The sequence below is a fragment of the Stutzerimonas azotifigens genome (assembly GCF_013522725.1).
Taxonomy (GTDB): Bacteria; Pseudomonadota; Gammaproteobacteria; order Pseudomonadales; family Pseudomonadaceae; genus Stutzerimonas; species Stutzerimonas azotifigens_A.
This window is the reverse complement of sequence record NZ_JAAMRF010000007.1, coordinates 113,324-128,645: the sequence shown is the minus strand read 5'-3', so window position 1 is coordinate 128,645 and position 15,322 is coordinate 113,324. Positions and strand designations below refer to the sequence as shown.

Here is a 15,322-nt window from a genome sequence, read left to right as displayed (position 1 = left end):
CACCTCCGGATGAAAAAGGCCCCGCTGATGCGGGGCCTCGGATCAGATCGCTGCCGCGAGGCGCGATCCCTGGTCGATCGCGCGCTTGGCATCGAGTTCGGCCGCGACGTCGGCGCCACCGATCAGATGCACCCGGCAGCCGGCCGCTTCGAGGCCTGCCTGCAACTCGCGCAACGGGTCCTGGCCGGCGCAGAGGATGATTGTGTCGACCGGCAATACCTGCGGCTCGCCGCCAGCGACGCCCACATGCAGGCCGGCATCGTCGATTTTCAGGTATTCCACCGCGCTGACCATTTGTACGTTGCGGTTCTTCAACCCGGCGCGGTGGATCCAGCCGGTGGTCTTGCCCAGCCCGTTACCCACCTTGGACGCCTTGCGCTGCAACAGGTAGACCTGGCGCGCCGCTGGCTGCGGCTGTGGCTGCACGCCAGCCACCCCACCGCGAACCGAAAGGTTCGGGTCGATGCCCCACTCCTTCCAAAAGGCTTCGCGGTCCAGGCTGGTACTCGCCCCCTGGTGGGTGATGAACTCGCTGACGTCGAAACCGATGCCGCCCGCACCGATGACCGCTACCGTCGCACCCACAGGCTTGCGACCGAGGATGGCATCCAGGTAGCCGATGACCTTGGGATGCTCGACACCGGGGATATCCGGTGTGCGCGGCGCGATGCCGGTGGCGAGGAGGATCTCGTCGAAACCGCCATTGACCAGCGTCTCGACGTCCATGCGTGTGCCGAGCCGAACGTCGACACCGGTGCGCTGCAGCCGGTGCTGGAAATAACGCAGGGTTTCGTAGAACTCTTCCTTGCCTGGGATCCGCTTGGCGACGTTGAACTGGCCGCCGATCTCACCTGCCGCATCGAACAGCGTCACCTGATGACCACGCTCGGCTGCGACCGAGGCCGCCGCCAAGCCGGCTGGGCCGGCGCCGACCACGGCGATACGCTTGGTCTGCACGGTGGGAATGTAGTTGAGCTCGGTTTCATGGCAGGCGCGCGGGTTGACCAGGCACGTGGTCAACTTGCCGCTGAAGGTGTGATCGAGGCAGGCCTGGTTGCAGCCGATGCAGGTATTGATCTCCTCGCTGCGTCCGGCGGCGGCCTTGTTGACGAAGTCCGGGTCGGCGAGGAACGGCCGCGCCATGGACACCATGTCGGCGTCCCCCTCGGCCAGCACACGCTCGGCGACCTCCGGCATGTTGATCCGGTTGGTGGTAATCAGCGGAATCGACACCTCGCCGCGCAGCTTGGCGGTCACCTTGGTGAAGGCCGCGCGCGGCACCTTGGTGGCGATGGTCGGGATACGCGCCTCGTGCCAGCCGATGCCGGTGTTGATCAGCGTGGCGCCTGCCTGCTCGACCGCTCGCGCCAGCTGCACGATCTCTTCCCAACTACTGCCGCCCTCGACCAGGTCGAGCATCGACAAACGGTAGATGATGATGAAGTCGCGACCGACCGCTTCGCGCACCCGGCGCACGATATCCACCGGAAGGCGCATGCGGTTTTCGTAGCTGCCGCCCCAGCGATCGTCACGCTGGTTGGTGTGGGCGACCAGGAACTGATTGATGAAATAGCCTTCGGACCCCATCACCTCGACGCCGTCGTAACCGGCCACCTGGGCCAGGCTCGCGCAATTGACGAAATCGCGGATCTGTTTCTCGATGCCTTCTTCGTCCAGCGCCCGCGGGGTGAACGGATTGATCGGCGCCTGGATCGCGCTCGGCGCCACCAGCTGTGGGTTGTAGGCATAACGCCCGGCATGGAGGATCTGCAGGCAGATCTTGCCGCCCGCCTCGTGCACCGCCTGGGTCACTACCTTGTGCTCGTCCGCTTCTTCGGGCGTCGACAGCTTGGCCGCACCGGCGCGCACGGCGCCCTCCTCGTTCGGCCCCACCCCGCCGGTAACGATCAGCCCGACGCCGCCACGGGCGCGTTCGGCAAAGTAGGCGGCCATGCGCTCGAAGCCGTTGGGCATTTCTTCAAGGCCGGTGTGCATCGAGCCCATCAGCGTGCGGTTGCGCAAGGTCGTGAAGCCCAGGTCCAGCGGGGCCAGCAGGTGTGGGTAAGCGGTCATGGAATATCCTCGTCAGGCTGCCGCACCTCATGGGGCTGCGGTCGGTAATGGCCGAACGATAGTCAGCCGTAGCCGCCGGCTCAATGATCGAAACACACAACTTAATGACCAATTTGCACAGCGCGACTTGGCTTTTTCGCGTGGCCGTCCTAGGCTGAGCGCCACCTTCCGCCCTTGTTGCCTTCCATGCGTCGACTTCTCAGACTCGCCCTCATCGCTCTGCTGTCCATTGCCGCGCTGGTGCTCTACCTGCAATGGACGCGCGACCGCGACAGCGGCCCGCTGCTGTCGGACCTGCGTCTGCTGCCCATCATCAGCGAGGGCGAGCCGAACGCCGGCCCCAACCTGCTCGGTGTCGAGACGCACCTGATGCCCGCCGACTACCAGAGCCGCGAGCGGCTGCATCTGAAATTCGCCACCTATCTGGAGCAGGCCCGCCAAGCCGGTATGCTCGGCCCGCAAACCGTCGTAGTGCTGCCCGAACACGTCGGCACCGGCTTGTTCGCCCTAGGCGAAAAAGCCGAGGTGCAACAAGCCAGAACCCTGCGCGACGCGATGCAGCTGATGGCCATGAGCAACCCGTTTCACTACCTCGGCGCCCTGCTCGCTAACGAGGGTGACGATCGGCGTACCGATGCCGTGCTGCGAATGAAGGCCTCCCAGATGGCCGAGGCCTACCAGAGCATCTTCGGCCAGCTGGCGGCAGAGTTCGGCGTGACACTGGTCGCTGGTTCGGTTGTGCTGCCCGAGCCCCGACTGGAAAACCGGCGGCTATCGGTCGGTGACGGCCCGTTACGCCAGGTCAGCCTGGTATTCGACCCCAGCGGCCAGCCGCTCGATGGCCTATGGCACAAGCGCTCGGTCAGCCGTTATGAACGGCGCTACAGCGATGCCTCGGACCAGGCCCAGCCGGCCCCGGTCGACACGCCGGCCGGGCGGCTCCAGGTGGCCCTCGGCTGCGATGCCTACGCAGGCGTCGACGAACGCACCGAGGTTTTGGCGATCCCCGGAGCGGTAGTGATCGAGACATGCGGGCACGGCGCCCATCCACTGCCACAGGAGCTGCCGCAGGTGGCGGTGGCCACCCTCGGCCTGCCCTGGAATCTGCTGGGCTCGCCGCGCAGAGCGGCCGCGCATAATCACCAGATGCCGGTGCGCCTGACCAATCGCTGGCTGCCCGAACGCTCATGACCGCTGCCCGGGTCAGGCTCGGCGATCTCTCGGTCGGCTTCGTGCACAGCCTCAGCGCCGCACTGCGAAAACAGGGCATCGATGCCGTTCCGCTGCTGGAAAGCTACGGCCTGGACGCGGCGCGCCTGGCCGACCCACGCGCGCAGCTGTCGATTCCCCGCTACATGCGCCTGGGCCATGCGGCCATGCAGCTCGCCGACGACCCGGCGCTGGGGCTGGAAATGGGTCGACTGCGCAAGGCCAGCCACATGGGCCTGGCCGGCGTCACCGCTGCCCAGGCGCCAACGGTACGCGAGGCGGCACGCGCCCTGACGCGCTTCGAGCCGCTCTATGCGTCCAACTACCGCGGCCATTCCCGTTTCGAGGAAGACGCCCGCGGCGCCTGGCTGCGCTTCTATTCGATCAGCCCCTACAACGCCTATAACCGCTTCGTGGTCGACACCGTGCTGGCCAGCTGGATCACCCAGCTCGGCGCAGTCGCCGGCCATGCGCTAACCCCAGTGGCGGTACACATCGAATTCCCGGCGCCTTCGTATGCGCCGCGCTACGAGCCGCTCTTCGGCCCGACGGTGACCTTCGGTGCCGCCGACAACGCGCTGCGCCTGGACCAGCCGGTTCTGGCGCTGCGCAATCCTGAGCACTGTCCAGGCACCTGGCGCCACCTGCTGGAGCTCTGCGAGGCGGAACTTGAGCAGCGCACGCGGACACGCAGCCTGCGCGAGCGCATCACGCAGATTCTCGGCCCCTTGCTCAAGGGCCAGGAACCGGACTTGCAACAGATTGCTCAACGCCTGCAGACGCCGACCTGGACGCTGCGCCGCAAGCTCGCAGAGGAAGGCACCAGCTACCGGACCATCCTCAACGACACCCGGCGCGACCTGGCGATGGCCTACATTCGCGACACCGAAGCGGCATTCGGCGAAATCGCCTGGCTGCTGGGTTTCGCCTCCGCCGAGGCTTTCCAGCGTGCGTTCAAACGCTGGAGCGGGCAGACGCCAGGCGAGTTCCGTCGTGCGCAACGGCAGGCGGGATAGCGCTGGCAGCGCGTAAGGCGCGCAGGATTTAGATGCGCCTTACGCGCCCGCCCAGATGCGGCAGGACTGGAAGCAATACTGAGCCGGTTAGCTCGTCAGACCCGCAGCAGACATGAACAGACGGATGACATACGCCACCGCACCGAGGGCCAGCACGCTGGCGCCCCAAAGCCCCACCAGCCAGGCCATGCGCTGCCACAACGGCTTCTGCTCCTGCGAACCCTTGTCGTCGGGCTTCATGTCCACGGCGAGACCTCCTTGGTCTGGCGGTCAGTGATAACCGTCATCGGCCGTTACCTTGCCGCGGAACACGTAGTAGCTCCAAGCGGTGTATACCAGGATGATTGGGATGATCAGCAGCGCACCCACCAAGGCGAAACCCTGACTTTCGGGCGGCGCAGCAGCCTCCCAGATCGTCACCGATGGCGGAATGATGTTCGGCCAGAGGCTGATGCCAAGACCGCTGTAGCCGAGGAAGATCAGACCCAGCGTCAGCAGGAACGGCGTGTAATGCGCCTCGCTGCGAATCGAGCGCAGCAGGAAGAATGTGCACAGCAGCACCAGGACTGGCACCGGCATGAACAGGAACAGATTGGGCGTGGTGAACCAGCGGTCGGCGATGTCCGGATGCGTCAGCGGCGTCCAGATGCTGACGATGCCGATCATCAGCAGCACCAGCAGTACCAGCGGCTTGCCCAGCTTGCGCATGCGCTCCTGCAGCTCGCCGTCGGTCTTCATGATCAGCCAGGTACAGCCGAGCAAGGCGTAGGCGACGATCAGCGCCACGCCGCAGAACAGCGAGAACGGGGTGAGCCAGTCCAGCGCGCCACCGGCGAAACGCCGATCCTCGACCGGCATGCCGCTGATGAACGCCCCCAGCGCCACGCCCTGGAAGAACGTCGCGCAGAGCGAGCCGCCAATGAAGGACTTGTCCCAGATGTGCCGCTTGAGCTGGGTAGCCTTGAAGCGCAGCTCGAAGGCCACACCCCGGAAGATCAACCCCATGAGCATGAAGATGATCGGCAGGTAGAGCGCTGGCAGCACCACCGAATAGGCCAGCGGAAAGGCGGCGAACAGCCCCGCCCCGCCGAGCACCAGCCAGGTCTCGTTGCCGTCCCAGATGGGGGCGGCGGTGTTCATCATCACATCGCGCTTGCCCTCTTCCTGTACGAACGGGAAAAGAATGCCGATGCCCAGATCGAAGCCATCCATGACGACGTACATCATCAGGCCGAAGATGATGATGACGGCCCAGATTAAGGAAAGATCAACGCCCATGTCAGTTCCTCTCGCCCAGTTCGTCGCCTTTGTTTTCGTGCATGTCCTCGTCGGCCGCGGAAAGCGGCCGCATCGGCGTGCGTTTCTCGCCCGGCCCGCCTGCGCCCTTTTCCTTGCCTTCGTGAACCACAGGCCCCTTGCGGACCAGGCGCATGACATAGGCGAAGCCCACGCCGAACACGGCGAAATAGATGACCACGAACATCGCCAGCGTCACGCTCAACTGGGTCGCGCTATGGGGCGTCACCGCGTCGGCGGTGCGCATGACGTTATAGATGACCCATGGCTGGCGGCCGATCTCGGTGGTGAACCAGCCCGCCAGGATCGCGATGATCCCCGACGGCCCCATCCACATGGCCATGGTCAGGAACGGACGCGAGGTGAACAGCTTGCCCTTGAGCCGCAGCACCAGACTCCATAGGCCGCAAAGGATCATCAGCAGCCCCATCGCCACCATGGTGCGGAAGGTCCAGAAGACGATGGTGGAATTAGGCCTGTCCTCGGGTGCGAACTCCTTGAGTGCCGGCACCGGCTCGGTGAGGCTGTGCTGGAGGATCAGGCTGCCCAGGTAGGGAATCTCGACCTTGAAGCGAGTTTCCTCCCGCTCCATGTCCGGCCAGCCAAACAGGATGAGCGGCGTCGCTTCGCCCGGCGTGTTTTCCCAGTGGCCTTCCATCGCAGCGATCTTCGCCGGCTGATGCTCAAGGGTGTTCAGGCCATGAAAGTCGCCGATGACCGCCTGGATCGGTGCGACGATCAGGGCCATCCACATCGCCATCGACAGCATCTTGCGCACCGGCGGCGTGTTGCGCCCTCGCAACAGGTGCCAGGCCGCAGCGGCGCCAACGAAGAACGCGGTCGCCAGATAGGCCGCGGTCGCCATGTGCAGCAGCCGGTAGGGGAACGAGGGGTTGAAGACGATGGCGAACCAGTCGACCGGAATCACCACGTCGTTGACGATTTCGTAACCTTGCGGGGTGTGCATCCAGCTGTTCGAAGACAGGATCCAGAACGTCGAGATCAGCGTGCCGACCGCCACCATCACGGTGGAAAAGAAGTGGAGCCCTGGGCCGACCCGGTTCCAGCCGAACAGCATCACGCCGAGAAAGCCCGCTTCGAGGAAGAAGGCGGTGAGCACCTCGTAGGCCAGCAGCGGCCCGGTCACGCTGCCGGCGAATTCCGAAAAGCCGCTCCAGTTCGTCCCGAACTGATACGCCATGACGATGCCGGAGACCACGCCCATCCCGAAGTTAACCGCGAAGATCTTCAACCAGTAATGGTAGAGATCGCGATAAACCTCCTGCTTGGTCTTCAGCCATAGACCTTCGAGCACGGCGAGGTAGCTGGCAAGACCAATGGTGATGGCAGGAAAGATGATGTGGAACGAGATGGTGAACGCGAATTGTATTCGCGCGAGGTCTAATGCCTCCAAACCGAACATGGACACTTCCTCTTCTTATAACCGCTACGCAAGGCATGCAGTCACGCTGCAATTAGGGACAACAGGAAAACAGAAAGGGTGCACCGTTAGAAGCGCAAACACTCAGCAGGCCCTGGGGCTTAGTGTCACAGTCCCGCCACACATGGGCTGAACGAACCCCAATGGGGGGCAGTCGGACCTGTGGAGCCTTGCTGCCAACGGAACGCGTCTTATCCATGATCCTTTCGCTGCTGGCCGCCCTGGTGCTGGCGGCGGTCCATTTCCTCACCGGTCAGTTGCAGGTCCTCGACGACCTCGCACGCAGGCGCTGGCTTTCGGCTGCCGGCGGCGTATCGGTCGCCTACGTCTTCATCCACCTGCTTCCTCTGCTGGCTGCCGGCCAGGATGTGATGAGCAACGCCCAGTTCGACCTGCTCGACTACCTGGAGCACCACGCCTATCTGCTGGCGTTGGCCGGATTGATGTGCTTCTACGGACTGGAGTGCATGATCCAGAAGCACCGCAACCGACTTCCCGACCAGACTGAATCCCATGGGGGCGTGTTCTGGCTGCACATCGCCTCCTTTGCCGGCTACAACGCACTGATCGGCTACATCCTCGTGCATCGGGAATCTCCCGCGGCCCTGGAACTCGTGTGGTTCACCATCGCCATGGGGCTTCACCTTCTGGTCAACGATTTTGCCCTGCAGAGCGCCCACAACGAGCTTTACCGGCGTCGCGGTCGCTGGGCGCTGGCAGCCTCGGTACTGGTCGGCTGGGCTCTCGGCACCGCCACTGAAGTTTCGGAGCTTGCGGTTGCCGCGTTGGCCGCGTTCGTCGCCGGAGGCATCATCCTGAACGTGCTGAAGGAAGAGTTGCCGGAAGAAAACAACAGCCACGTCGGCGCCTTTGTCGGTGGCGCTGCCGCTTACGCGATCGTGCTACTGGTGGTCTGAGGCACCCGGCAACCAGCCGGGTACCTTGCCGCGTTCAAAGGATCGGCTTGCCGCCCGTGACAGCAACGCGGGCGCCGCTGACGTAACTGGCTTCGTCCGAGGCCAGCATCACGTACACCGGCGCCAGCTCCACCGGTTGCCCAGGACGCCCCAGCGGGACGCTGCCACCGAACTCGGAGACTTCTTCCGGCGGCATGGTCGACGGAATCAGCGGCGTCCAGATCGGCCCCGGCGCGACGCTGTTGACCCGAATTCCCTTCTCGCCCAGCAGCTGCGCAAGCCCCGCGGAGAAATTGGCGATTGCGCCCTTGGTCGTCGCATAAGGCAGCAGGGTCGGCTTGGGCATGTCGGAGTTGACCGACGACGTGTTGATGATCGCGCTACCCGAACGCATATGCGGCAGCGCCGCCTGGCAGATTCTGAACATAGCGGTGATGTTGGTATCGAAGGTGCGGACCCACTCCTCGTCGGTAATTTCCTCGAACGTGGGGTGGCTCATCTGGAAGGCGGCGTTGTTTACAAGGATGTCGATCCGTCCGAAAGCCTCGACCGTCTTGGCGACCAGATCGAGACAAACCTGACGCTGGGCGATATCACCCGGCAGCAACAACACCTTGCGCCCGGCCTCCTCCACCCAGCGGGCGGTCTCCTTGGCGTCCTCGTGCTCATCCAGATAACCGATCGCGACGTCGGCGCCTTCACGTGCATAGGCAATGGCCACGGCGCGACCGATGCCACTGTCACCCCCGGTGATAAGCGCAACCTTGCCGGCCAGGCGGCCACTGCCCTTGTAGCTCTGCTCGCCACAATCGGGCGTCGGGTTCATCTTTTGTTGCGAGCCGGGGACGGCCTGGGGTTGTTCGGGAAAAGGTGGGCGTGGGTAATCGGTCATGGTGTCCTCCTGGGATCATCGGGCGACAAATGGCCCCTATATCGTTCCCATGCGTAGCGGCGCTACGCCGGGCCTCCCAATGTCCGACCGGACAGTTTTCTCTGCGGTTCAGGCCGGCCGTCAGCCAGCCGGGCCTCCCGCCGAGCGGCGTCGAGCGCCTGCTCCGGCGATCGACGACTAAACTGCTACGGCCCGGCATCCAACTCCACCAGGAGCCCCTATGCGCATCACCCTGTTCAGCAGCAAGCCCTACGACCGGGCCAGCTTCGTCTTGGCCAACCAGCAGCAAGGTTACGACCTGCATTTTCTCGAGCCGCGCCTGAACGCCGACACCGCCGCGCTGGCCGAAAGCGCCGAGGTCGTCTGCGCCTTCGTCAACGACGACCTCAGCGCTCCGGTACTCGAACGTCTGCACTTGGGCGGAACCCGGCTGATCGCCCTGCGCTCGGCCGGCTACAACCACGTCGATCTGGTCGCAGCCCACCGCCTGGGGCTGCCCGTAGTACGGGTGCCTGCCTATTCGCCCCATGCGGTCGCCGAGCATACGGTCGCGCTGATGCTGGCCCTAAACCGTCGGCTGCCGCGGGCCTACAACCGTACCCGTGATGGCGATTTCTCGCTGCACGGACTGACCGGTTTCGATGTGTACGGCAAACATGTCGGCGTGGTCGGCGGCGGACAGATCGGCAGCGCCTTTGCCCGCATCATGCTCGGCTTCGGCTGTCAGGTTCAGGTCCATGACCCACAACCCAGCGCGGAACTGCAGTCGCTCGGCGTGGAACTCTGCGGGCTCGACCGACTGCTCGCCGAGAACGACATCATCAGCCTTCACTGCCCGCTCACACCCGACACCCATCACCTGATCAACCGCACCAGCCTGGCGGAGATGAAACCCGGAGCGATGCTGATCAACACCGGGCGCGGCGCCCTGATCGACACGCCGGCACTGATCGAGGCGCTCAAGAGCGGTCAGCTCGGCCATCTGGCGCTGGACGTCTACGAGGAAGAGGCAGGGCTGTTTTTCGAAGACCATTCCGCGCGCCCTCTGCAGGACGATGTACTGGCACGCCTACTGACGTTTCCCAATGTCATCGTCACTGCGCACCAGGCCTTTCTCACGCAGGAAGCGCTGGCCGCCATCGCCTCGACCACCCTGAGCAACGTGGCCGCCTGGGAAGCCGGAAACCCGAGCAATCGGGTCTAGCCGGTACGCCTGCATCGCCAGCGATGGCCGCATCGCGTGAAGCCAGGCGCAGTTTGCTAGGATGGCACCCCATGGATGCTCACCCCAACACACCGGACGGCGCCGTGCACGATGCAGCGCTGGCCGTCACCGCCCGTGCCGCACGCCCTCCCCGACAGGCCCGCGGCCAGCAACGCATAGATATCATCCTCGATGCCTGTGGCCGGCTGCTGCGCAAACAGGGCGAAGCTGCGCTGACCATGCACGGCATCGCCCGCGAAGCCCACACGTCCATCGGCTCGCTCTACCACTTCTTTCCCGATAAGCAGAGCGTGCTCAAGGCCCTGGGCGATCGCCATCTGGAGGTGATTCGCGCGATCTTCGAACGCATCGAGCCCATTTCCGATGCCCAGTGGATCGGCTTCAGTTCGGCAGACGTGATCCGCCATCTACTACGTCCGTTTCTGGACTATTTCGTCGGTCATCCGGATTTTCTGCACCTGGTGCACGCCACCCCGGACACTGATGACCGGGAACTGAAGGCACGGATGCTCGGGCTGATACAACGCGTGATCACCGTGCGCCTGCCCAGCGCCAGCCAGCTGGCCCGACAGGCCTACGCCGTGACGCTGTTCAGCCTGCCGTTCGGGATGATCAAAGAGATGCTGCTGGAAAATGACGAAGCGCTGCGCGAGCCGATCCTGACCGGCGAAATGCCACGCGCCCTGCAGGCCTACCTCGAAGCGATCGAGGCCGCGAACAGCCGGTAGCCAAACCACTGCAAAGGCACGGTCGCTCAGCGCGAGCACAGCTGCATCCGGGCTGCAGCCTCCCGCAACGCGCGAGCCGTAGCACGCCAAGCCAAAGGTCCGGGAGGGCCTTTTCGACAGGCACAAAAAAAGCTGCTCGAGGCAGCTTTTCTTGTTCATCCATTCACTCGAAAGGATGAGATATATGGCGCAGCGGACGGGACTCGAACCCGCGACCCCCGGCGTGACAGGCCGGTATTCTAACCGACTGAACTACCGCTGCGCGTCGGCCGGACTTTCGTCCGAATTCACAAGGGTTGGTGGCTGATGACGGGATCGAACCGCCGACCCCCTGCGTGTGATGCAGGTGCTCTCCCAGCTGAGCTAATCAGCCGATCGCCTTGCGAGGCGCGCAATTTACTGATGCGCCTACGGCAAGTCAATAAGAACTATGAAGTTTTTTTGATGAGCTCGCCGTTCGCCGGAAAATCTCTATCGCTGCGGCCTCGCTGGCAACTTATTCACTTGCAGGCGGTCACCTGTCCGCCGCGGCCGATTTTGCCCTTGGAAGAACCCGCCTGGCCGCAACTTGCCAATTCCCTGCGGGTTGCGGTGTCACAGTTTTATGCTGATATGATCGTGAAAGCCGTCACGGACATAACAACAAGCACCACGGAGTGTCCCGTTTGCCTGCTCCAGGTATCCTGAAAAAGTACCGTCACCGTATCCCGCTGGTTGCCGCTGCAGCACTGATTGCCGTGTTCGCGCTTTATCTTGCCTGGCAGATCAACGACTGGATCCAGCTGCAGCGCACCCCGGTCACCGGTCAGCCGGATCAGGCCTCAATGGTGGCCAACGAACCGGACATGCGTCGCATGGAAGCGCTGTTCGGAGCCCCCCCCGCCGTCGCGACAAGCTCTGCTTCCAGCGGCCAGCTCGGGCTGACCTTGCTCGGCAGCTTCGTCCACCGCGACCCGCAGCGCTCCACGGCCATCATCCAGCGTGAGGGCAGCCCTCCACAGCTGTTCCAGGCCGGTAGTGAACTGGCGTCCGGCATCCGCCTGCAGCAGGTCTATCCTGATCGTGTCGAGGTGTTGCGCGACGGTCAGCTGGAGTCGCTGACCTTCCCCCGTGTGCGTACCTCCACTTATGTGCCCGAGCCCACCCCCGAGCCCGAATATGGTGGCGAGCAGTTCGGCGGCGCCCAAGAGCCCGATGCAGTGCTCCTTCAGCAGCAAATGGAGGCCCTGCGTCAGCAGATGGAAGACACCATGAACCAGCCCGACAGCCCTCCCGACGAACAGACCATGGAAAACAACTGAACGATGCCGCTCTTCACTCGCCCGCTCATTGCCCTGATCGCCGTCGGCCTTGCCGCCTCTGCGTCTTTTCCACTGGGTGCCCAGGAACAAGGTATTGAGCCCACCGCCACACAACAAGGTGACGGCTGGACGATCAACCTAAAGGATGCTGATGTCCGCGCGTTCGTCGATCAGGTCAGCCAGCTCACCGGGCAGACCTTCATCGTCGACCCGCGGGTGAAGGGGCAGGTCAGCGTCGTTTCCAGCGCCACGCTATCCACCGACGAGGTCTATCAGCTGTTCCTGTCGGTAATGGCGACCCATGGTTTCAGCGTGCTGACCCAGGGCGACGTCACTCGCATCGTGCCGAATGCCGAAGCCAAGGCCGAAGCCGGCGGAGGCCCCACCGGCGGCGATCAGCTCGAGACACGCGTGATCCAGGTCCAGCACAGCTCGGCGGGCGAGCTGATTCCGCTGATCCGCCCACTGGTCCCGCAATATGGCCATCTCGCAGCGGTGACTTCGGCCAATGCACTGATCATCAGCGACCGCAGCGCCAACATCGCTCGCATTCAGGATCTGGTCCGCCAGCTCGACCGTGCCGAGAGCAACGATTACACCGTGCTGCCGCTAAAGAACGGCTGGGCCGTGGACATCGCCGAAGTGCTGAGAAACACCATGCTGCGTGGCGAAGCCAAGGCCGCCACCGGAACCCAGATCATCGCCGACTCGCGCACCAACCGGCTGATCTTCATGGGACCCGCCGACGCCCGCGCCAAGCTCTCCAGCCTGGCTCAGAACCTCGACACTCCCTCCACCCGCTCGGCCAACACCCGCGTGATCCGCTTGCGCCACAACGACGCCAAGGCGCTCGCCGAGACGCTGGGCGACATCTCCGAAGGGCTGGCGGCGCCTGAGGGCGAAGGCACCACCACGCGCACTCAGAACATCCTGATCCGCGCCGACGAGAGCCTCAACGCGCTGGTTCTGCTGGCCGACCCGGAGCTGGTGGGCACACTGGAGAGCATCGTCCGTCAGCTCGACGTGCCGCGCGCCCAGGTGATGGTCGAGGCGGCCATCGTCGAAGTCTCGGGGGACATCACCGACGCGCTCGGGGTGCAATGGGCGGTCGATGCACGTGGCAGCACTGGCGGTGCCGGGGGCGTCAGCTTCGGCAACACAGGCCTGTCCATCGGCAGCGTTCTGAACGCGATCAACGACAATGAAATTCCAGCCAACCTGCCTGATGGCGCCATCATTGGGTTGGGCACTAGCAGCTTCGGCGCGCTGATCACCGCTATTTCATCCAACAGCAAGAGCAACCTGCTCTCCACGCCAAGCCTGCTGACCCTGGACAACCAGGAGGCGGAAATTCTCGTGGGCCAGAACGTCCCCTTCCAGACCGGCTCCTATACCACCGACGGAACCGGGGCGAGCAACCCGTTCACCACCATCGAGCGTCAGGACGTGGGCGTCACCCTGAAGGTAACGCCACATATCAACGAAGGCGCCACCCTGCGCCTGAAGATCGAGCAGGAAATCTCCTCGATCGCTCCGTCGGCTTCCCTGACCGCCCAGGCCGTCGACCTGATCACCAACAAGCGCTCGATCAAAAGCACCATCCTCGCCCAGGACGGCCAGGTCATCGTATTGGGCGGACTTATCCAGGACGACGTCACCCGCACGGCTTCGAAAGTACCGCTGCTCGGCGACATTCCGTTGCTGGGCGGGCTGTTCCGCTCGACACAGGAAACCCATACCAAGCGTAACCTGATGGTTTTCCTGCGCCCTACGGTGATACGCGACGGTGCCGGCATTGCCGCTCTGTCCGGGAAGAAATACAGCGACATCCGCGTCATCGAGACCGCGTCGGATAGCCCGACCATCCTGCCGGCATACCCCGAGCAGCTATTCGATGGGCAAGGCGAACCGGCACCGGCGATCGACTTGCGCCAGCAGCCCTAAGCAGGCGCAACAAAAAAGCCCGGAGCATGCTCCGGGCTTTTTTCGTATCAGAGGGCTGCAAGCCCTCGGCTGAGGTCCGCCTTGAGATCTTCAAGATCTTCCAGGCCGACCGCCACCCGTACGAGGCTGTCGCGGATCCCCGCCTTTGCCCGCTCTTCCGCAGAGAGACGACCATGGGTAGTCGATGCCGGATGGGTAATGGTGGTCTTGCTGTCACCCAGGTTGGCAGTGATCGAGATCAGCCGCGTCGCATCGATGAACCGCCAGGCGCCCTCCTTGCCCCCCTTCACTTCGAAGCTCACCACTGCGCCATAAGCTTTCTGCTGTCGCCGGGCCAGTTCGTGCTGGGGATGGCTTTGCAAGCCTGCATAATGGACCTTGTCCACGCCCGGCTGCTGCTCCAGCCATTCGGCCAGTTGCTGGGCGCTGGCGCAGTGGGCCTGCATGCGCAGGCGCAGGGTTTCGAGCCCCTTGAGAAATACCCAGGCGTTGAAGGGACTAAGGGTCGGGCCCGCCGTCCTGAGAAAACCGACCACTTCCTTCATCTGCTCGCTACGCCCGGCAACCACACCGCCGAGGCAGCGACCCTGGCCGTCGATGTACTTCGTCGCCGAGTGGATGACGATATCTGCACCCAGCGCCAGCGGCTGTTGCAGGATCGGCGTGCAGAAACAGTTGTCGACCGCGAGCATCGCGCCCTTGGCATGACAGAGCTCGGCCAGCGCCGCGATGTCGACCAGCTCGGCAAGCGGATTGGAAGGCGACTCGACGAACACCAGCCGGGTGTTCTCGCGGAAGGCCGACTGCCAGGCCGAAAAATCGGTCAGGGGTACGTAGTCGACCTGAAGGCCAAAGCGCTTGAGGTACTTTTCGAACAACGAAACGGTCGCACCGAACACACTGCGCGACACCAGCACGTGGTCGCCGGCCGAGCACAAGCTCATCACCATCGCCAGGATGGCGGACATCCCGGACGCCGTGGCAACCGCCTGCTCCGCGCCTTCCATCGCAGCGATGCGCTCTTCGAACGCCCGCACGGTCGGATTGGTGTAACGCGAATAGACATTGCCTGGCATCTCACCGGCAAAGGTGGCGGCGGCATCGGCCGCCGTACGGAACACATAGCTGGAGGTGAAGAACAACGCTTCGCCATGCTCGCCTTCGGGCGAGCGGCGCTGGCCGGCGCGCACCGCCAGGGTATCCTGGCCTACTCCCTCGAGGTCGCTGTCGAGCCGTCCGGCATCCCATTCAATCGTCATAATCGTTACACCTTGCGGTGC

At 63.9% G+C, this 15,322-nt stretch carries 13 protein-coding genes and 2 tRNA genes; 7 read left to right on the top strand and 8 right to left on the bottom strand.

Going from position 1 to position 15,322, the window contains the following annotated elements; translation table 11 throughout:
* Nucleotides 1-42: 42 nt before the first annotated feature.
* Nucleotides 43-2,073 carry an NADPH-dependent 2,4-dienoyl-CoA reductase gene (locus tag G7026_RS14525; protein WP_181071630.1) on the bottom strand — a complete coding sequence of 677 codons (2,031 nt, stop codon included), beginning with the start codon at nucleotides 2,071-2,073 and terminating at the stop codon, nucleotides 43-45.
* A 186-nt stretch (nucleotides 2,074-2,259) separates the two neighbouring features.
* Here G7026_RS14525 and G7026_RS14520 point away from each other — a divergent pair, with 186 nt between their 5' ends.
* Together G7026_RS14520 and G7026_RS14515 are read left to right on the top strand one after the other, a co-directional pair.
* The gene (locus tag G7026_RS14520; RefSeq protein ID WP_181071629.1) at nucleotides 2,260-3,264 is read left to right on the top strand and encodes a carbon-nitrogen hydrolase; all 1,005 of its coding nucleotides are present in this window, start codon (nucleotides 2,260-2,262) and stop codon (nucleotides 3,262-3,264) included.
* Entirely contained in the window at nucleotides 3,261-4,298 is a 1,038-nt protein-coding gene (locus tag G7026_RS14515; protein WP_181071628.1) for an AraC family transcriptional regulator, read from the top strand. The genes G7026_RS14520 and G7026_RS14515 overlap by 4 nt, the downstream gene beginning before the upstream one ends.
* An 87-nt stretch (nucleotides 4,299-4,385) precedes the next feature.
* Here G7026_RS14515 and G7026_RS14510 read toward each other — a convergent pair whose 3' ends face one another.
* Genes G7026_RS14510 through G7026_RS14500 form a run of 3 tightly spaced genes read right to left on the bottom strand, consistent with a single transcriptional unit; the run spans nucleotide 4,386 to nucleotide 7,017 of the window.
* Entirely contained in the window at nucleotides 4,386-4,538 is a 153-nt protein-coding gene (locus G7026_RS14510; RefSeq protein ID WP_181071798.1) for a DUF2474 domain-containing protein, read from the bottom strand.
* 30 nt (nucleotides 4,539-4,568) lie between these two features.
* The gene (gene cydB / locus G7026_RS14505) at nucleotides 4,569-5,576 is read right to left on the bottom strand and encodes a cytochrome d ubiquinol oxidase subunit II (RefSeq protein WP_181071627.1); all 1,008 of its coding nucleotides are present in this window, start codon (nucleotides 5,574-5,576) and stop codon (nucleotides 4,569-4,571) included.
* 1 nt (nucleotide 5,577) lies between these two features.
* Nucleotides 5,578-7,017, bottom strand: a complete 1,440-nt coding sequence (locus G7026_RS14500) for a cytochrome ubiquinol oxidase subunit I (protein WP_181071626.1) — start codon at nucleotides 7,015-7,017, stop codon at nucleotides 5,578-5,580.
* A gap of 218 nt (nucleotides 7,018-7,235) precedes the next feature.
* Between G7026_RS14500 and G7026_RS14495 the strand changes: the two genes are divergently transcribed.
* Complete coding sequence (locus G7026_RS14495; protein WP_181071797.1) at nucleotides 7,236-7,952, top strand: hypothetical protein; 717 nt, start codon at nucleotides 7,236-7,238, stop codon at nucleotides 7,950-7,952.
* A 34-nt stretch (nucleotides 7,953-7,986) separates the two neighbouring features.
* On the opposite strand, the gene G7026_RS14490 is transcribed toward G7026_RS14495, so the two are convergent.
* Complete coding sequence (locus tag G7026_RS14490; RefSeq protein WP_181071625.1) at nucleotides 7,987-8,844, bottom strand: SDR family oxidoreductase; 858 nt, start codon at nucleotides 8,842-8,844, stop codon at nucleotides 7,987-7,989.
* Nucleotides 8,845-9,064: 220 nt separating this feature from the next.
* Here G7026_RS14490 and G7026_RS14485 point away from each other — a divergent pair, with 220 nt between their 5' ends.
* Nucleotides 9,065-10,048 carry a 2-hydroxyacid dehydrogenase gene (locus G7026_RS14485; RefSeq protein WP_181071624.1) on the top strand — a complete coding sequence of 328 codons (984 nt, stop codon included), beginning with the start codon at nucleotides 9,065-9,067 and terminating at the stop codon, nucleotides 10,046-10,048.
* A 71-nt stretch (nucleotides 10,049-10,119) separates the two neighbouring features.
* Nucleotides 10,120-10,797 carry a TetR/AcrR family transcriptional regulator gene (locus tag G7026_RS14480; RefSeq protein WP_181071623.1) on the top strand — a complete coding sequence of 226 codons (678 nt, stop codon included), beginning with the start codon at nucleotides 10,120-10,122 and terminating at the stop codon, nucleotides 10,795-10,797.
* 185 nt (nucleotides 10,798-10,982) lie between these two features.
* Here the strand turns inward: G7026_RS14480 and G7026_RS14475 are convergent.
* Nucleotides 10,983-11,059, bottom strand: a tRNA-Asp gene (locus G7026_RS14475).
* A gap of 35 nt (nucleotides 11,060-11,094) precedes the next feature.
* A tRNA-Val gene (locus G7026_RS14470) sits at nucleotides 11,095-11,170 on the bottom strand.
* Between the two features lie 292 nt (nucleotides 11,171-11,462).
* Between G7026_RS14470 and G7026_RS14465 the strand changes: the two genes are divergently transcribed.
* Both G7026_RS14465 and gspD read left to right on the top strand, forming a co-directional pair.
* Nucleotides 11,463-12,098 (top strand): type II secretion system protein N, encoded by a 636-nt coding sequence (locus G7026_RS14465; RefSeq protein ID WP_181071622.1) that lies wholly within the window; start codon nucleotides 11,463-11,465, stop codon nucleotides 12,096-12,098.
* Between the two features lie 3 nt (nucleotides 12,099-12,101).
* Nucleotides 12,102-14,042, top strand: coding sequence for a type II secretion system secretin GspD (gspD, locus tag G7026_RS14460; RefSeq protein ID WP_181071621.1), 1,941 nt, complete (start codon nucleotides 12,102-12,104; stop codon nucleotides 14,040-14,042).
* A gap of 47 nt (nucleotides 14,043-14,089) precedes the next feature.
* On the opposite strand, the gene G7026_RS14455 is transcribed toward gspD, so the two are convergent.
* Nucleotides 14,090-15,301, bottom strand: coding sequence for an O-succinylhomoserine sulfhydrylase (locus tag G7026_RS14455; protein ID WP_181071620.1), 1,212 nt, complete (start codon nucleotides 15,299-15,301; stop codon nucleotides 14,090-14,092).
* Between the last annotated feature and the right edge of the window lie 21 nt (nucleotides 15,302-15,322).